Raw genomic sequence first — 14,597 nt, 5'->3', positions numbered from 1 at the left:
ACCACGTTGGGGTGGGAGAGCCGGGCCATGACCTGGGCCTCGCGCTGCAGCCGAGCCTGGGCCTCCGGCGCCGCGCCGCGCCCTCGCAGCAGCTTGACGGCGACGCGGCGGTCGAGCTGGTCGTCGTAGGCGAGGTAGACCGTGCCCATCCCGCCGGACCCGAGCTCGCGGATCACCGTGTAGCGATCGAGCATCGTCGGCGGCGGCTTGCGACCGAACACCGCCGCCGCGATCATTCGTTTTTGACGCCGGGTCTCGAAGCCGGCGTCGCGCTTGCCCGCCTGCTCGAGGCCGCGCTCGAGTTCCTGCTTCATGCGCGCTCGAGCTGGGCGCGGAGGTTGCGGGCCCAGGTGTCGAGGCCCGACATCGTCCGGGTCAGGACCTGCTCGGACTCCGCGCTCGCGGCGAGCTGTCGCTCGAGCAGCTGCCGGGCCCGCCGCAGCCGCGTCTTGGCCGTCCCGACCGGGATCTCGAGGACCTCGGCGCAGGCCTTGGCGCTCATCTCTTCCCAGTAGTGGAGCTCGAGGATGACCTGGTACTCGAGGGGGATCCGGCGCAGGGCCGTGAGCAGCAGCCGCTCCTCCTCGCGGGCGGCGACGATCGAGCTGGCCTTGGGGTCGAGGTCCTCGACGGAGCGCAGCTCGAAGTCGAGGCGGTCGCGCTGGTAGGCGCGCTCGCGGTAGAAGCGGTACAGCGTGCGATAGGCGATGCCGAACAGGAAGGAGCGGAAGCTGCCGGCTTGGCGGAACTTGGGCGCAGCCTCGACGCAGGTCAAGAAGGTGCGCTGGCACAGCTCGGGCCAGTCGTCGCCGGCCTTGTTGCGAAAAAAGCGGGCGACGCCCTCGTAGTGGCGCTCGAACAGCGCCTCGCCGGCACCGGCGTCGCCCTGGGTCCACGCGAGGTAGAGCTCGGCGTCGCTCGGCATGGCGGCGATTGTACGAGACTGGTGAGCGTTGGGCACGACCTGCCCCTCGCGCGACGATCGGAGAGGGGAGGGCGCGTCGCCGGGAGGCGGGCGCGAGCCCGTCGGGGGGTCGGGGGATCGGGGGTCGGCCGACGGGCTCGCCCCTGTGTCGCGCAAACCAGTCAGGCGTCCAGGAGTACCTCGACGCCGCCGAGGATCACCTTGCGGATCTTCGGGACCTTGGGCCCGTCGACCCACGAGTCGTCCACGTCGTCACGCCCGAGCTGTTCGGCTCGTTGTTTCGCAGCAAGGCCACGGTCTTTTTCATCCGCGTGCTCGCGGACACGAACCAGCGCCGGCGAAGATCGTCGATGAACACGGGCTCGCCGGCGTCGGCGTCGTAAGGCGCGTCGCCCTCGAGGTTGATCGTGTCGTGGTCGAAGAGATCGGGCTGCCTTTCTCGGTAGGACATCGGAGAAGTCCTCACGACACCTCGCTTGGTCTTTTCGCCGAGCTCTCTGTCGCCAAAACTAGTTCGCCTGGCCGGCGTAGGGCCGCCGGCGCACGTCAGCTCACGCGAGGCCCAGGCCCTGGCGCAGGCAGTCGCGCAAGGTCGGGGCCTCGAAGCGGTAGCCGACGCGGGTCAGGGTGTCCGGGGTCGCGCGCACGCCCTCGAGCAGGGCGGCCGACATCTCCCCGAGGGCCGCGCGCAGCAAGCCGGCGGGCACGGGGAAGAAGGCCGGGCGGCCGAGCACGGAGCCGAGGGTCTTGGCGAACTCGCGCTGGGTGACCATCTCGGGCCCCGCCAGGTTGATGGCGCCGCGGATCTGGTCGTCGGAGATGGCCCGGTACATCCCGCCGATCGCGTCGTCGAGGCTGACCCAGCTAAAGCCCTGCTGGCCGCCGCCGAGGGGGCCGCCCAGGCCCATGCGGAAGACGCCGAGCATCTGCTCGAGCGCGCCGCCAGCGGGGGTGAGGACCACGGCGAGGCGCGCTCGGACGACGCGCACGCCGGCCTCGCTGGCGGCGGCGGTGCTGGCCTCCCAGGCGCCCGCGACCTCGGCGAGGAAGCCCTCGCCCTGGGGCGCGTCCTCGCCCACGATCGCGTCGCGGTGGCCGTAGTAGCCGGTGCCGCTGGCCGAGACGAGCACGGCGGGCGGGGTGTCCATGGCGGCGATGGCCTCGGCGATGGTCGTGGTGCCCTGGACCCGGGAGTTGAGGATGCTGGCCTTCCCGGCGGCGTCCCAGCGCTGGTTGACCGTCGAGCCGGCGAGGTGGACGACCGCGTCGACCCCCTCGAGGGCGGCCGGGTCGACGGTGCCGGCGGCGGGGTCCCAGCAAAACTCGTTGCTGCCGGGGGCGGGCTCGCGGCGGACGAGGCGACGGACCTCGTGGCCGCCGGTGAACAGGAAGGCCTCGAGCTGGGTGCCGACGAGGCCGCTCGCGCCGGTGATCGCGACCCGGAGGCTGCGCGGGCGACCCTCGGCGTCGCGCGGTCCGTCGTCGAGGTGGCGCCGCAGATCGCTGAGCGTGCGTCGGTGGCGATGGGCGAACAGCCGCTCGAGGTCGCGGCGGATGGGCCCGGCGGCGACCTGGCCAAAGGGGTAGAAGGGGAGGCGGTAGTCGACGCGGTCGACGAGGGCGCAGCGGTCTTCGGTGCCCCCGACGCTGGAGTCGGCTTCAAAGCGATGGGCGTGGCGCCAGGAGCCGAAGGGCCCCGACACCTGCTCGTCGACGAAGCCCGCGCCCTCGTCGATCTCGGTGATGCGCGCGTGCCAGCGTTTGCGGAAGGGGCCCACGATGGGCACGCTGATGATCGGCTCGGCCCCGACCCGCATGGGCCCGGGGTCGACCTCGAGGCGCACGTCCTGCCACGGCGGGGTCAGGCGCACGAAGGCCTTGGGGCGCATGTGCCACGCGAACAGCTCCGCGGCTGAGACCGGCATGGGGCTGCGCTGTTCGAAGCGGGTGGTGCTGGCCATCGCTTGGGTTGTGTTCGCCGCGGAGGGGAATGTCAACGCGTCGCGCGCAGGGTCGAGCAAACACTCCGTGACGGAGCCGCGGGCGCCGGGGCATGCTCGCCCCATGCTCCGCTCCCCGCACCCACTCGCGCGCGCCTGCGCATGCCTGGCGCTGATGCTCCCGCTCTCGACCGCCTGTCCGAGGGAGTCGGAGGGCGAGGCAGGGGAGGGCGGCTCGGAGTCGGGCGGCTCGCTGTCGTGCCACGAGGCGAGCACGGAGGAGGCCTGCCTGGGCGCGAGCGGGGAGTATCAGACCTGCGGATGGTTCGAGTCCTCGACCTACGTGGTCGAAGACGAGAGCTGCGCCAGCCCGACGGTCGGCGGGCTGTGCCACATCATCGGCTCCGCGGACGAGTGCGCGGGCGGGGACATCCGACGGGTGTGGCGGAGCGTCGAGGAGGGCGTCGAGATCGCCGACGTGCAGTCGGGCTGCCAGTGGCCGCCGGTGGGCTTCGAGCCCTGCGAGATGAGCGACGAGCCCCCGGCGCAGTGCTCGTGCGAGTAGGCTCGCCTGTTTGGCTCAGCGGATGATCGCCAGCTGGTCGCTGCGGTAGGCGTCGAGGCGCCCGATCATCAGGGGCAGCGCCCAGCCCAGACCGCCGACGTCCTCGTGCTCGCGGATGGCCGGCGCCCCGGTCTCGCGGTCGACGGGCTCGACCACGCGGTGGTCGCAGTGCACGCGAAAGTCGACGCTGCGCGGGTCGATGGGCGCGAGGCGGAACTTGGGCTGGCCGCGGATGTGGTTGAAGGCCTGGCCGAACTCCTGGCGAATCGCCGGGAGCGCGGGGCCGTAGCACAGCGCGATGTCGCTGAACTTGATCCGGCAGGTGTCGAGGAAGGGATCGATGGCGCCCGAGCTCAAGGTCCCGTGGATGGCCGTGAGGTAGTCGAGGAGGTCCTGGCGGCTGCGCCGATCGTTGCCGAACACCGGCGCGGTCTCCCAGTACCACTGGCCCCAGCCGTGCTGGGCCGCGGCCACGGCCTCGAGCTCGATGGGCGCGCCGGCGTCGAGGATGGCCCGGGGCGAGAGCGGCGAGTCCGGGGCGTCGGGGACGGTCAGCTCGAACTGCCCGAGGATGGGATCGGCGTCGGCGTTGGGGTCCTGGCCGAGCTGGCCCTCGCGCAAGCGAGCGGACAGCCGCGGCGCGTCCCCGACGGCGACGATCTGCGCGCCGAGTGTGTTGTCGCCGGACACGACCCACTCGCTCACCGGCATGTTGGCGCTGAAGCTCCCCGGCGGCCGGCCGCGGCGATCGACCAGCGGGGCCCCGTTGAGGGTGATGGCGCAGGCGCAGTCCTCGACCTGCATCTCGACGTAAAAGACCTTGCTGGCCATGGTGCTGTTAATTCCTGCGTCGCCGTCGGCGGCGGGAGCGTTTGGGGGGCGCTTTTTCGGCGGGGGCGGGGGCCTTGGGGTCGAAGAGCGTGCCCTCGCTGAGGGTCTTGCCCTTGACGAGGGTGTGGTCGACGCCCACCGAGCCCCAGATCTTGGAGTAGACCTGACCCTCGAACTTGATGCCGCTCCACGCGACCTTGTAGTCGAGGGTGAAGGGCTCCTTGAACTGGATCTTGAACGCGCCCTCGGCGGAGATCGAGGCCTTGATCAGGCCCTCGACGAACAGCCAGCGGTTGCCGAGCTGGCCCGTGGCCTTGATCTGACCGGTGCACTCGCCGGAGGTCGTGACGGCGGGCGGCTCGGCCTCGTCGGGGTTGGACTCCATCGAGAACGCGAACTTGATCTCGCCGGTGACCGTGCCCTCGAGCACGCCGACGACGGCGTACCAGCTGTCCTCGAAGAACTTGATGCCCGCGGCGACGCCGATGGTCGCCTTGAGCAGGGTCAGGGAGGACTCGACCTTCCAGTAGCGATAGACCCGCTGGTCGCTCCACTCCTTGCAGCCCCACTCGACCGAGAGGGCGCCCGAGAAGAACTCGACCTCGCACACCGGCTTCACGCCGGCCTGGAGACCGTCGATGGTGTCCATGACCGCGGCGATGCCCTTGCGCACGGCGATCAGCGCGGCGACGATCTCCCCGATCTTGAGCTTGGACGAGAAGTCCTCGCCGTTCTTCTCGAAGGTGAAGCTCTTGCCCGCCGAGGCCAGGCCCTCGCCCTTGTCCCAGTCGGTCTCCTTGTCCTCCCAGTCGTGGAGCAGCGGGCTCTTGAGCATCATGCCGTCTTGCTTCTCGCGCTTGATGGCGGCGGGAAGCTCGAAGCCGAGCTTGCAGATGTCCGAGGAGAACACCTCGACGGTGCGCGAGAGCTTGCGGAAGCCGTAGCTGAGGTCCGCGAGCACGCCGCAGGACTCGATCTCGAGGAAGTAGCTGCGGGTCGTCTTGGGCGAGAACCAGTAGTAGTGGATGACCGCCAGCAGGCTCATCCACAGCGCCGGCGGGGGCTCGACGAACTTGCTGTTGACCTCGAAGGTCACCGCCGGCTCGCCCTGCTTGCGCACGGGCTTGGCCGAGGGGTCGCTGCGATCGGTGAGCACGATCAGCGGGTGGTTCTTCGAGCAGTTGTAGCCGGGGCCGCCGACGAGCTCGACCTTGAGCTTGTCCGCGCCCTTGCCCATGACGCCCGCGACGAGCTGGATGTTGGTGGTGATCGGGTTTTGGGCCGTGCCCTTCTTGAGGTTGTCCTCAATCTGGCCCGAGTACCAAAACTCCATGAACTTGCCCTTGCGCTTGCCGTCCTCGTGGCCGCAGCTGATCTTGACGCGCTCGAAGTCGCAGGGGATCAGCTCCTTGGCCTCGGAGTCGCCGGGGCCCGTGGCCTCGAGCACGTTGGTCCGGGCGGCGCGCTGGGCCGCGACGGGGGCGGGCTCGGGCGCGGTCGGGTTGTTGGCTTGGTTGACGGCGCCGGCGTTTTGGGTCGAGGGCGGGGCCGAGGCGCTGTTTTGGCCCATGATGTCCCCGTGGCGGGCGACGCCCTTGCCCTCGATGTAGACCGTCATCGACCAGACCATGAAGAAGCCCTTGCCCTTGATGACGCCGGTGATGACGGAGCCGCCGAGGGTCCCGCCCTCGTCGCCAGTGCTCGTCGAGGTCTCCGAGTAGTCCTCGAGGGCCGTGGGCTCGCCGTCGATGAAGACCGTCTTGCTGCCCTTGATGAGGTCGGCGGCCTTGAGGAAGTTGGTGTAGGGGATGGGCACGGGCCCCGGCGGCGGGGACTTGCACACGTCGAGGGGCGCGACGCCGATCCCCGCGCTGCCGCGATGCCAAAAGCCCATCTTTTCGGTGAAGACTGTGAGTGCCATGGCGTCGTGCGCTCCGAAGGGGAGACTGGGGGAGTTTAGAGCAGAGGGAGGCCCGACTGGCAGTCGATGGCCGCGAGGGCCTCGCGCTGGGGGCCGAGCTTGGCCTGGGTCGCCAGCTGGGTGCGCGCGGCGGCGCGGGTGTCGACGCCGTGGGTGCCGTGGGAGCGCAGCGCCAGCTCGAGGGCGAGGGGGTGGCGCCGGCGGGTCGGGAGCTCGCGCAGGCCCCACAGCAGCCGACGCCCATCGAGGGGACGGCCACAAAGGTAGCGCCCGTCGGCCTCGAGGCGCTCGCGCTGCCCGGACCACCACCGGCGGATGATCTTCGGGTTGGGGCCGTGGAGTTCGAGCTCCACCGGCGGGACGAGGTTGGCGTCGAGGTCGTCCTTGGCCAGGGGCGGGAGGGCCTCCTCGGGGTCGGCGCCGACGAGGCCGCGGGCGCCGTCGTCGAGCCACCAGCGCTTGTCGTCGAGGGGCAGGCCCGCGACGAAGGCGAGGACTTCACCGGCGACGCGGGCGAGGCGAGGGTCGTCGAGGAGCTCGACGGCCAGCTCGACGGCGGCAGGCCGCCCGGTCAGGCCGACCGCCCACAGGCCGTCGGCGTCGGGGGCCTTGCGGACCTCGGCGATGAGCGTGGCGTGGGCCTCGGCGTCGCCCTGGAGGGCGAGCCAGGCGAGGGCGCGGCGGCGGTGCGCGTCGCCGGCCTTGGCCCCAAGGGCGAGGCCGCTGGCGACCTGCCACGAGCCCGGGAGGCCGCGGACCAGCGCGGTCTCGATGGCCTCGAGCTGCACCTCGGGCTCGCTGTCGTCGCGCACCAGCTCGTTGAGGGCGCGCATGGCCGCGGCCGAGGCGGTGTTGCGCGCGAGCATGGCCGCGCTGCGCCGGACCTGGGGGTCGCCGTCGCCGAGCCAGGCGACGAGGCGCTTTTTGGGGTCGAGGCCCCGGGGCGCGAGGGCCTCCAGGCGGCCGGCGAGGGCGGAGCCTTCGCACTCGGCCAGGCCCGTGGCGAGGAGCCGCCCGATGCCCTTGCGGTTGGTGTGCTGGAAGCCTCGCACGAGCCCCCACAGCCCCTCTTTGCCGGCCCGAGCCATGGTCTCGAGGGCGTGGGCGCGGGCGTCGAGGTTGGGGGAGGAGGCGGCCGCGAGGGTGGCCGCGGCGGTCTTGAAGCGGTCCTCGTCGGGGGCGTCGAAGATCGGCAGGACGAGGCGCTGAAGCACCGGCTCGCCACCGACCAATAGGCCCCGGATGTACGCGCGCAGCCGCGCCTCCGGGCCCTCGTGGACCTCGCGGAGGGTGAAGCTCGGAGAGTCGAGGCTGCGCTCCCAGGCCTCGAAGGTGAACTCGGCCTCGGTGAGGTACTCGAGCTGGACGTCCCAAAGCAGCGCGGTCATCGCCGTCTTCCGTCCGCTCGCGCTTGGCCCTCGCCCAATCGACCTCAGTTGATCTCGACGGAGCCGCCCTTGACCCGGTTGACGCCCTTGGAGCGGGTCTCGACGTAGGTGCCGCGGATCACCACGCGGCCGTTGCGGCGCAGGACGATGGTCGCCTTTCCGCAGCGCAAGACGATCTCGTCGGCGGCCTCGAGGACCACGCGGCGCCCGTCGACGAGGGCCTCGTCGACCCCCTCGATGCGCGCCTGGTCGGGCTCGACCTCGACCTCGGGAGAGGGCAGGGGCTGGAGCAGGCCGGTGATGATGGGTGCGTCTGGGCGCCCGTCTTCGAAGCTGAGCAGCACGCCACGGCCGTCGCGGATGGCGGCGGTGATCGCATCGGGGCTCAGCTCGACCACGCTGCGCGCGGGCTGGGGCCCGCCCGGGTTGCCGGGGTAGTCGACGAGCACGGGCTCGTCGCTGGTCCACGCGACGATGTGGCCCACGCGGGCGTGCACGACTCCAGCTCGGGTGCTCGTCTTTGCCATCTTCGTCACGAGGCCGCCAATCTACCAGCGCGACTCCGGAAAGCATAGCGGTCTCAGGTCTGCGTCGGTATCCTGCCGCCGTCGCCCGCGAGCGTCCGCGCGGTCGACAGGAGCGCCGCCGTGAAAATTACGCTGCCACCCCCTAGCTACGAGCTTCGCTTCTCCGATGACGCGGGCGCGCCCTGGAAGGTCACGCGGGTGTGGATCGGCGAGGGGCTCAACACCCCCTACCGCGCAGTGATCGACGCCGAGACCGAGTCCGACAGCGCCGACACCGACTCGCTGCTCGGCGCCGACGCGGTCCTGACCCTCGGGCGAGGGGAGATCGAGACGCGCGAGCTGACCGGGGTCGTGGCCCGCGTCGAGTACCTGGGCATCCACAACCACAACCTCGTCGCCCGCTTCGAGCTCGTCCCCGCCCTCGAGCTGGCCAAGATGCGGGTGGACTCGCGCATCTTCCAGAAGATGTCGGTGCAGGACATCGTCGCCGAGGTGCTCGGCCCGGCCCTGGGCGACTACGGGCGCAGCCACGACGTCGGCTCGATCTCCCGGGGCGCGGACCCGCGGGACTACTGCACGCAGTACCGCGAGTCGGACTTCGACTTCGTGACGCGCCTGCTGCAGGAGGAGGGCCTGTCCTACGAGTTCGTCCACGACGGCGTCGAGACCCTGACCTTGCGCGATGCCAACGACCAGTACTCGCCCATCGAGAACCTCGACGGGACCCCGGAGCTGCCGGTCATCGTCGTCAACGAGAGCCTCGCCGACGTCGAGTCGGTCCAGGCCATCGAGTGGACGCGGCAGCTGAGCTCCACGGACACGCTGCGCCGGGACTTCGACTGGATGACCCCGCGCAACCTGCTGACCGAGTCGGCCTCTGGGGCCGACGAGCGCGGGCGCAACCGGCGGATCTACGCCCACGGCCAGCGCCGCTACATCGCCGACGACCTCGCCGATCGGGCCATCGATCTGCGCGACGCCTCGCGGGTGACCATGAAGGTGCTGCGCGGGCAGAGCAACTGCACCGCGATGCGCCCCGGGCTGACCTTCGACCTGGTCAACACCGAGCGCGCCGACCTCGAGGACACCTACCTGATCACGCGGGTCAACCACTCCGGCGCCGACACCAACATCGGCGAGGACGCCAGCGCGGGGGCGAGCGCGGACGAGTCCAAGGGCGTGTACTCCAACGAGTTCGAGTGCGTCCCCCTGTCCGAGGTCCTGTGCCCGACGGCCGCCAGCCCCAAGCCGCGGGTCCACGGCCCGCAGACGGCGATCGTCACCGGCCCCGACGGCGAGGAGATTCACACCGACGAGCACGGCCGCATCCAGGTCCAGTTCTACTGGGAGGAGAAGCCCACCTACACGGCCAACTCCTCGTGCTGGATCCGCGTGCGCCAGAGCTGGGCGGGCCTGGGCTGGGGCACGCAGTTCATCCCGCGCATCGGCATGGAGGTGGTGGTCGAGTTCCTCGAGGGCAACCCGGACCGGCCCATGGTCACCGGCTGCGTCTACAACGGCGAGTACCCGCCGCCCTTTTCGCTGCCGGACAACAAGACCCAGACGGGCTGGCGGACCAACTCCTCTCCGGGCGGCGAGGGCTTCAACGAGCTGCGCTTCGAGGACGCCAAGGACAAGGAAGAAATCTACGTCCACGGCCAAAAGGACTGGGTCGTCGAGATCGAGAACGATCACCGCGAGACCATCGGCCACGATCAGCACTACGAGATCGGCAACGATCAGACCGAGAAGATCGGGCACGACCAGATCGTCGACATCGGCAACGACCGCAAAGAGAGCATCGGCAACAACGTCGAGGAGACCGTCGGCAAGGTCCGCACGGTCTCGTCCGGGGACAACATGAACTTCACCTCGGACGCGGAGACCTACATCGAGGCCGCCGACAAGATCACGCTCAAGTGCGGCGCCTCGACGCTGACCATGGACAGCGGCGGCAACATCCTGGTCAAGGGCTCGAACCTGACGCTCAAGGCCTCGGGCAACATCGTGCTCAACGGCGCCAAGATCAGTTCGAACTAGTCCAGCTCGAACTAGTCCAGTTCGAGCTCGTCCAGCCCGAGCTAGCTGCGTCGAATCTCGAGCCCCGGCTCGAAGGGCTCCTCGTAGCGGTGCAGCCCCGTCATCACCTCCGCGAGGGTCGTGCGCAGCCAGGCGTGGCCAGGCTCCCGCTGCCAGCGCTCGTGCCAGACCATGCGCACGTCGCTGGGGGGGATGGGCAGGGGCGGATCGAAGACCCGCAACGAGACGAAGCTCGCGGCCTCGAGGATGACGCCGACGGGCGCCGTGAGCACCAGGTCCGAGCGAGACGCGAGCAGCGGCGCGGTCGAGTAGGAGGGCACGCGCACGGCGACCCGGCGGGCCTCGCCGACGCGCGCGAGGGCGTCATCGATCACGCCCCCAAAGTCGGACTCCGAGCTCGGGGCGATCGCCAGGTGGGGGAGGGCGACGAAGGTGTCGAGGTCCATGCGCGGGCCGACCGCGGGGTGGTCGGCCCGGACCGTGGTCGCGAAGCGGCCGTCGAGGACGCGGCGCTGCCGGAAGTTCGCCGCGGGCAGGCAGGGGTTGCCGAGGACCGCGACGTCGATGAGCCCGCGCTCGAGCCCGCGCTCGAGCTCGGGGCCCGGTCGACACATGCGGACTTCGATCTCCGGGGCCTCGGCGTGCAGCCGGCTCAGCGCCCGGGGGAGGACCACGAAGTCGCCGAAGTCGGCGCAGGCGATGGTGAAGCGCCGCGTCGAGGTGCGCGGATCGAAGCGGGCCTCGCTGCGCAGGGCGGCGTCGAACTCGAGCAGCCCCCGGGCCACGGGCTCGACGAGCTGTAGGGCCCTCGCGGTCGGCTGCATGCCCGCGCCGCTCGGGAGCAGCAGGGGGTCGTCGAAGCGCTCGCGCAGCCGGGCGAGGCGATGGCTCATCGCGGGCTGGCTGATGCCCAGCGCTCGGGCCGCTCGGGTCACGTTGCCCTCGCGCACGAGCACGGCGAGGGAGGCGAGCAGGTTCAGATCGAAGGCGAAGGCGGCGCCGACATCGGCAGATGCTCCTGCATTCGAATCATGCATGCCATGTATTTACCCAATCTCTTAGACGAATGTTGACGATGTCTACAAGCTGTCGGTGTGCCCAGCTCCATTCCCCCATCGTGCGGCCTATTCGTGCTCTGCTTGGCTCTACACGGCCTGGCCTGTGGATCCAGCGCGGCGGCAGAGAGCGGCGCGACTGGCGCTGTGAACGCTGACTTGCCCAGCTCTGGCCCGGCCCGACAGGCCCAGGCTCAGCCCGTGGTCGACGGAGAGGTCCCCGAGGGCCTGCGTCACTTCGAGGCCACGGTCGAGTCCGTGGTCGTCGCGGGCAGCTACCGCTACCTCGACCTGCGCCTCGAGGGCGGGGATCGGCGCTGGGCGGTCATCGCTGCGGGTGCGCCCGCGGTCGGTGAGCGCGTCGCCGTCGACGCCTTCGGCCTCGAGACCAACTTCCACTCCCACCGCCTCGACCGCGAGTTCGACGAATTGTTGTTCGCGGCCTTGGCCCAACCCCCTTCGCCAGGAGCCCAGCCATGAACCCACGCAGTCCATCGATCCTCGCTTGCCTCGCCCTCACCCACCTCGCCTGCACCGCCCCCGAAGACGCACCCGCGGACTCTCGATCCGAGACCGACACGAGCACCGACGCGGACGAAGACTCGGATGACGATTCAGAGACCGGCGAGGCCGACCTCTTCGCCTGTGAAGACCCCGAGTTCACCGTGCTGCGCCCGCTGGTCGGCCCCGGCTACAACCCCGAGCAGGGCTTCACGGGCGAGGCCCTCGACGGCTACGTCGTCCACTCCACGCAGATCCTCGTCCCGCCCGATCGCCTCGAGGCCTTCGGGGCCGTCGCGGCGTCGGTGACCGAGACCCTCGACGGCTACGACGCGAGCTCGGGGCTCATCGCCTACGCCATCGCGACCGAGCCCAACTGCGGCTTCCAGCGCACCCTGGGGATCTGGGCGAGCACCGAGTCCATGTACGCCTTCGTGATGTCCGAGGCCCACGTGGCGGCGATGAGCATGACGAAGGAGCTGAGCGTGACCGGGAAGGTCACGCACTGGGAGGCCAGCGCCGAGGCTTTGAGCGGCGCCGAGCCGGTCAGCTGGGCGGAGGCGATGGCCAAGCTCGACGCCGTCGATCCCTCGGCCTACTACTAGCGAGCTAGCGAGCTAGCGCCGCGAGAGCGCGGCGATGCGCGCCAGCCTGGCGACGCGCTGGATGACCCAGCGCCGCCCGGCTGGCGTGCCCAAATAGAAGTGGTCGCCGTCGAACTGGGCCCACTCGAAGGCGCCGGTGGTCTGGGCCTTCCAGGCCTGGAGCTCGGTGGGGATGACGTGGGGATCGTCGGTCCCGCCGATGGCGTGGATGGGCAGGCCGTCGAGGGGCGGCTCCTCGACGAAGCTGTAGGTCTCGTTGATGGTCAGGTCGCCGCGCAGCACCGGGATGGTCATCGCGAGCAGCTCCGGCTCTTGCATGATGACCGCCGGGATGCCGCCATAGATCCGCTGCACTTCGCGAACGAACTGATCATCGGGGAGCGTGTGTAGAGTCAGCGCGCGGCCCGTGCCGGGGGCGCGGCGGCCCGAGACCACGAAGGCCTTGGGCATGTTTGCGCCGGTGCGCCGGAGCTCGCGCAGGGTCTCGAAGGCGATCAAGCTGCCGAGGCTGTGGCCAAAAAAGAGCACGGGCCCGGCCGCGGTCAGGGGCGCGATGGCCTGGGCGAGGGGCCCGACGATCGCGTCGAGCTTGGTGGCCGGCGCTTCGCGCATGCGCGCATCTCGACCGGCGAGACGGACCGCGAGCAGCTCCACGGAATTGGGCAGATCGGGGAGCCAGGGCCGGAAATTCGAGGGATTGCCGCCCGCGTGATGGAAACAGATCAGCCGCGTCGTGGCCTGCGGAGCGGGGCGGGGTCTGGCGAGCCAAGTCTGGGTCAGCTCGGGTGTGTCCTCGAAGCGCATGGGATCCTCTGCGATCAGCTTATCAGGGTGTGAAGCGGTGCTGCGCCTTCGTTTGTGGGATCGTGCCGGTGCAAAGTTGCGATTTCGGCGCTGCGTGAGCGAGGGGCGCTCGTGCACAGCTACCCCAAAAGGGCACCTGACCCATGGAGGGGGTCTCGCGCCGCCCACTGGCACGACGGTGGCGGCGCGAGCATAGATGCGCTAGGGTGCGGCCGATCGAGGAACTCGACGCTGACTCGCGCGGGTTCTCGTCACGAGCGCACCACACGGGCGCGGGAGACCAAGACGATCGCTGCTTCAAGCTCACTCCGCACTGACCTCAACGTTCGGCGACACACCCAGCTCAACCTGGGGCGGTGGATGGTGAACGCGGGGGCGCGGGGTCGGAAGGGGCGAGTGCGACGCTGACGGAGCGTTTGGCCGCGGGCCGTCTCGTCTGTCTCGTCGGAGCGACCCATGGGGGCTCCGACGCGGCGATGGGGCGCCTGGGGCCGCCCGCGTGGAGCACGTGAACTAAGGAGAACGTTTGATGGGTCGAGTTAATCACTCTCAGGGAAAACGACGGCGCGAGGCTGAGAAGGCTCGCAAGGCAAGGGAAAAGGCTGAGCGCAAGCGCCAGCGCAAGCTCGAGGGCGGCGGCGGCGTCGAGATCGCATCGGTCGAGGACATCCAGACCGCGGCCTTCGACACCACCGTCGAGCAGGCCCTCGACGGCAACAAGGAGCGCGAGGCGGGCGGCAACAGCGGGCCCCCGTGCCGGCTGTTCGTCGGCGGTCTCAGCTGGGACACCGAGTCCGACTCGCTCCGCGAGCTGTTCGCCAAGGTCGGCGCCGTCGTCGACGCGATGATCGTCACCGACCGCGACACCGGTGACTCCCGGGGCTTCGGCTTCGTGACCATGGCGAACCGCAAGGACGCCACCAAGGCGATGAAGGAGCTGGGCGGCACGGAGCTCGACGGCCGCTCGATCCGCATCGACCTGGCGACCGAGCGCTAGCCGTTCGCGGTCGTCGAAGCGGGGGCGCAGCGCAGCAGCACCTTGAGTGCGCCCTTTGCGCCCCGCCTCGACGAGCGCGCGCTCGGCCTGGTCGAGGCCGTGCCTGGCCCGGATCAGCGGGCGCGGATCGGCCCGGCCGGCCGCCAAACATTCAATCGCGGCGCGCATGTCTCCGCAGCGCGAGCCGACCACCCGCAGCTCGTTGACGACGACGGGGGACAGGTCGACCGGGCTCGCGTGGGCGAGGGTCGTCTTGAGCGCCAGGGTCCCGCGCGGGCGGGCCAGGGCGAGCGCCAGGGCCAGCCCCGAAGGGCTCCCGCTGGCCTCGACCACGAAGGCGCTGCGGTGGGTCTGGGGATCGACCTCGGCCTCGAGCAGGGCCTCGCTCGTCTCGCCGGCGTGCTCGCAAAACAGCGCGAGCTTGTCGGCGTGGCGACCGATGAGCCGCACGCGCAGCCCCGCGCCGTGGAGGGCGAAGGCGATGAGCAGGCCGAGCTG

General features: G+C 70.5%; 16 protein-coding genes. 6 read left to right on the top strand and 10 right to left on the bottom strand.

Going from position 1 to position 14,597, the window contains the following annotated elements; all coding sequences use genetic code 11:
• The 4 genes from PPSIR1_RS48860 to PPSIR1_RS39360 form a co-directional block, all read right to left on the bottom strand.
• Positions 1-314, bottom strand: a 314-nt coding sequence (locus PPSIR1_RS48860) for a protein kinase domain-containing protein (protein ID WP_006976891.1), incomplete at its 3' end; no start/stop codon positions are given.
• Positions 311-925: an RNA polymerase sigma factor gene (locus tag PPSIR1_RS39365; RefSeq protein WP_006976890.1), complete on the bottom strand. Its 615-nt coding sequence runs from the start codon at positions 923-925 to the stop codon at positions 311-313. The genes PPSIR1_RS39365 and PPSIR1_RS48860, both read right to left, overlap by 4 nt.
• Positions 926-1,121: 196 nt before the next feature.
• Positions 1,122-1,376 carry a hypothetical protein gene (locus PPSIR1_RS48855; protein WP_157596454.1) on the bottom strand — a complete coding sequence of 85 codons (255 nt, stop codon included), beginning with the start codon at positions 1,374-1,376 and terminating at the stop codon, positions 1,122-1,124.
• A gap of 100 nt (positions 1,377-1,476) precedes the next feature.
• Positions 1,477-2,886, bottom strand: coding sequence for a TIGR01777 family oxidoreductase (locus PPSIR1_RS39360; RefSeq protein WP_006976888.1), 1,410 nt, complete (start codon positions 2,884-2,886; stop codon positions 1,477-1,479).
• A 103-nt stretch (positions 2,887-2,989) separates the two neighbouring features.
• On the opposite strand from PPSIR1_RS39360, the gene PPSIR1_RS39355 reads away from it, so the two are divergent.
• Positions 2,990-3,430, top strand: coding sequence for a hypothetical protein (locus PPSIR1_RS39355; RefSeq protein ID WP_157596453.1), 441 nt, complete (start codon positions 2,990-2,992; stop codon positions 3,428-3,430).
• A 15-nt stretch (positions 3,431-3,445) separates the two neighbouring features.
• Here PPSIR1_RS39355 and PPSIR1_RS39350 read toward each other — a convergent pair whose 3' ends face one another.
• The 4 genes from PPSIR1_RS39350 to PPSIR1_RS39335 are packed head-to-tail and all read right to left on the bottom strand — an operon-like array spanning position 3,446 to position 8,097.
• Positions 3,446-4,261, bottom strand: coding sequence for a hypothetical protein (locus tag PPSIR1_RS39350; RefSeq protein WP_006976886.1), 816 nt, complete (start codon positions 4,259-4,261; stop codon positions 3,446-3,448).
• Positions 4,262-4,268: 7 nt separating this feature from the next.
• Positions 4,269-6,182 carry a DUF4150 domain-containing protein gene (locus tag PPSIR1_RS49835; RefSeq protein ID WP_232296626.1) on the bottom strand — a complete coding sequence of 638 codons (1,914 nt, stop codon included), beginning with the start codon at positions 6,180-6,182 and terminating at the stop codon, positions 4,269-4,271.
• A gap of 35 nt (positions 6,183-6,217) precedes the next feature.
• The gene (locus PPSIR1_RS39340; RefSeq protein WP_006976884.1) at positions 6,218-7,570 is read right to left on the bottom strand and encodes a hypothetical protein; all 1,353 of its coding nucleotides are present in this window, start codon (positions 7,568-7,570) and stop codon (positions 6,218-6,220) included.
• Between the two features lie 44 nt (positions 7,571-7,614).
• The gene (locus tag PPSIR1_RS39335; RefSeq protein ID WP_045117655.1) at positions 7,615-8,097 is read right to left on the bottom strand and encodes a DUF6484 domain-containing protein; all 483 of its coding nucleotides are present in this window, start codon (positions 8,095-8,097) and stop codon (positions 7,615-7,617) included.
• Positions 8,098-8,217: 120 nt separating this feature from the next.
• On the opposite strand from PPSIR1_RS39335, the gene PPSIR1_RS39330 reads away from it, so the two are divergent.
• The gene (locus PPSIR1_RS39330) at positions 8,218-10,137 is read left to right on the top strand and encodes a type VI secretion system Vgr family protein (RefSeq protein WP_157596451.1); all 1,920 of its coding nucleotides are present in this window, start codon (positions 8,218-8,220) and stop codon (positions 10,135-10,137) included.
• Between the two features lie 41 nt (positions 10,138-10,178).
• Here PPSIR1_RS39330 and PPSIR1_RS39325 read toward each other — a convergent pair whose 3' ends face one another.
• On the bottom strand, positions 10,179-11,174 hold the full coding sequence (locus PPSIR1_RS39325; RefSeq protein ID WP_045117654.1) for a LysR family transcriptional regulator: 996 nt from the start codon (positions 11,172-11,174) through the stop codon (positions 10,179-10,181).
• Between the two features lie 177 nt (positions 11,175-11,351).
• Between PPSIR1_RS39325 and PPSIR1_RS45180 the strand changes: the two genes are divergently transcribed.
• Positions 11,352-11,672 carry a hypothetical protein gene (locus tag PPSIR1_RS45180; protein ID WP_157596450.1) on the top strand — a complete coding sequence of 107 codons (321 nt, stop codon included), beginning with the start codon at positions 11,352-11,354 and terminating at the stop codon, positions 11,670-11,672.
• Positions 11,669-12,298 (top strand): hypothetical protein, encoded by a 630-nt coding sequence (locus PPSIR1_RS45175; protein ID WP_006976879.1) that lies wholly within the window; start codon positions 11,669-11,671, stop codon positions 12,296-12,298. The genes PPSIR1_RS45180 and PPSIR1_RS45175 overlap by 4 nt, the downstream gene beginning before the upstream one ends.
• A 12-nt stretch (positions 12,299-12,310) precedes the next feature.
• Here PPSIR1_RS45175 and PPSIR1_RS39310 read toward each other — a convergent pair whose 3' ends face one another.
• Positions 12,311-13,102 (bottom strand): thioesterase II family protein, encoded by a 792-nt coding sequence (locus PPSIR1_RS39310; protein WP_045117653.1) that lies wholly within the window; start codon positions 13,100-13,102, stop codon positions 12,311-12,313.
• Between the two features lie 529 nt (positions 13,103-13,631).
• Here PPSIR1_RS39310 and PPSIR1_RS47120 point away from each other — a divergent pair.
• Positions 13,632-14,099: an RNA recognition motif domain-containing protein gene (locus PPSIR1_RS47120; protein ID WP_006976877.1), complete on the top strand. Its 468-nt coding sequence runs from the start codon at positions 13,632-13,634 to the stop codon at positions 14,097-14,099.
• Positions 14,100-14,141: 42 nt separating this feature from the next.
• On the top strand, positions 14,142-14,597 hold a 456-nt coding region (locus PPSIR1_RS39300; protein WP_006976876.1), incomplete at its 3' end, for a hypothetical protein.

It is taken from the genome of Plesiocystis pacifica SIR-1 (genome assembly GCF_000170895.1).
GTDB lineage: Bacteria > Myxococcota_A > Polyangia > Nannocystales > Nannocystaceae > Plesiocystis > Plesiocystis pacifica.
This window is presented reverse-complemented; position numbering and strand designations above follow the sequence as displayed.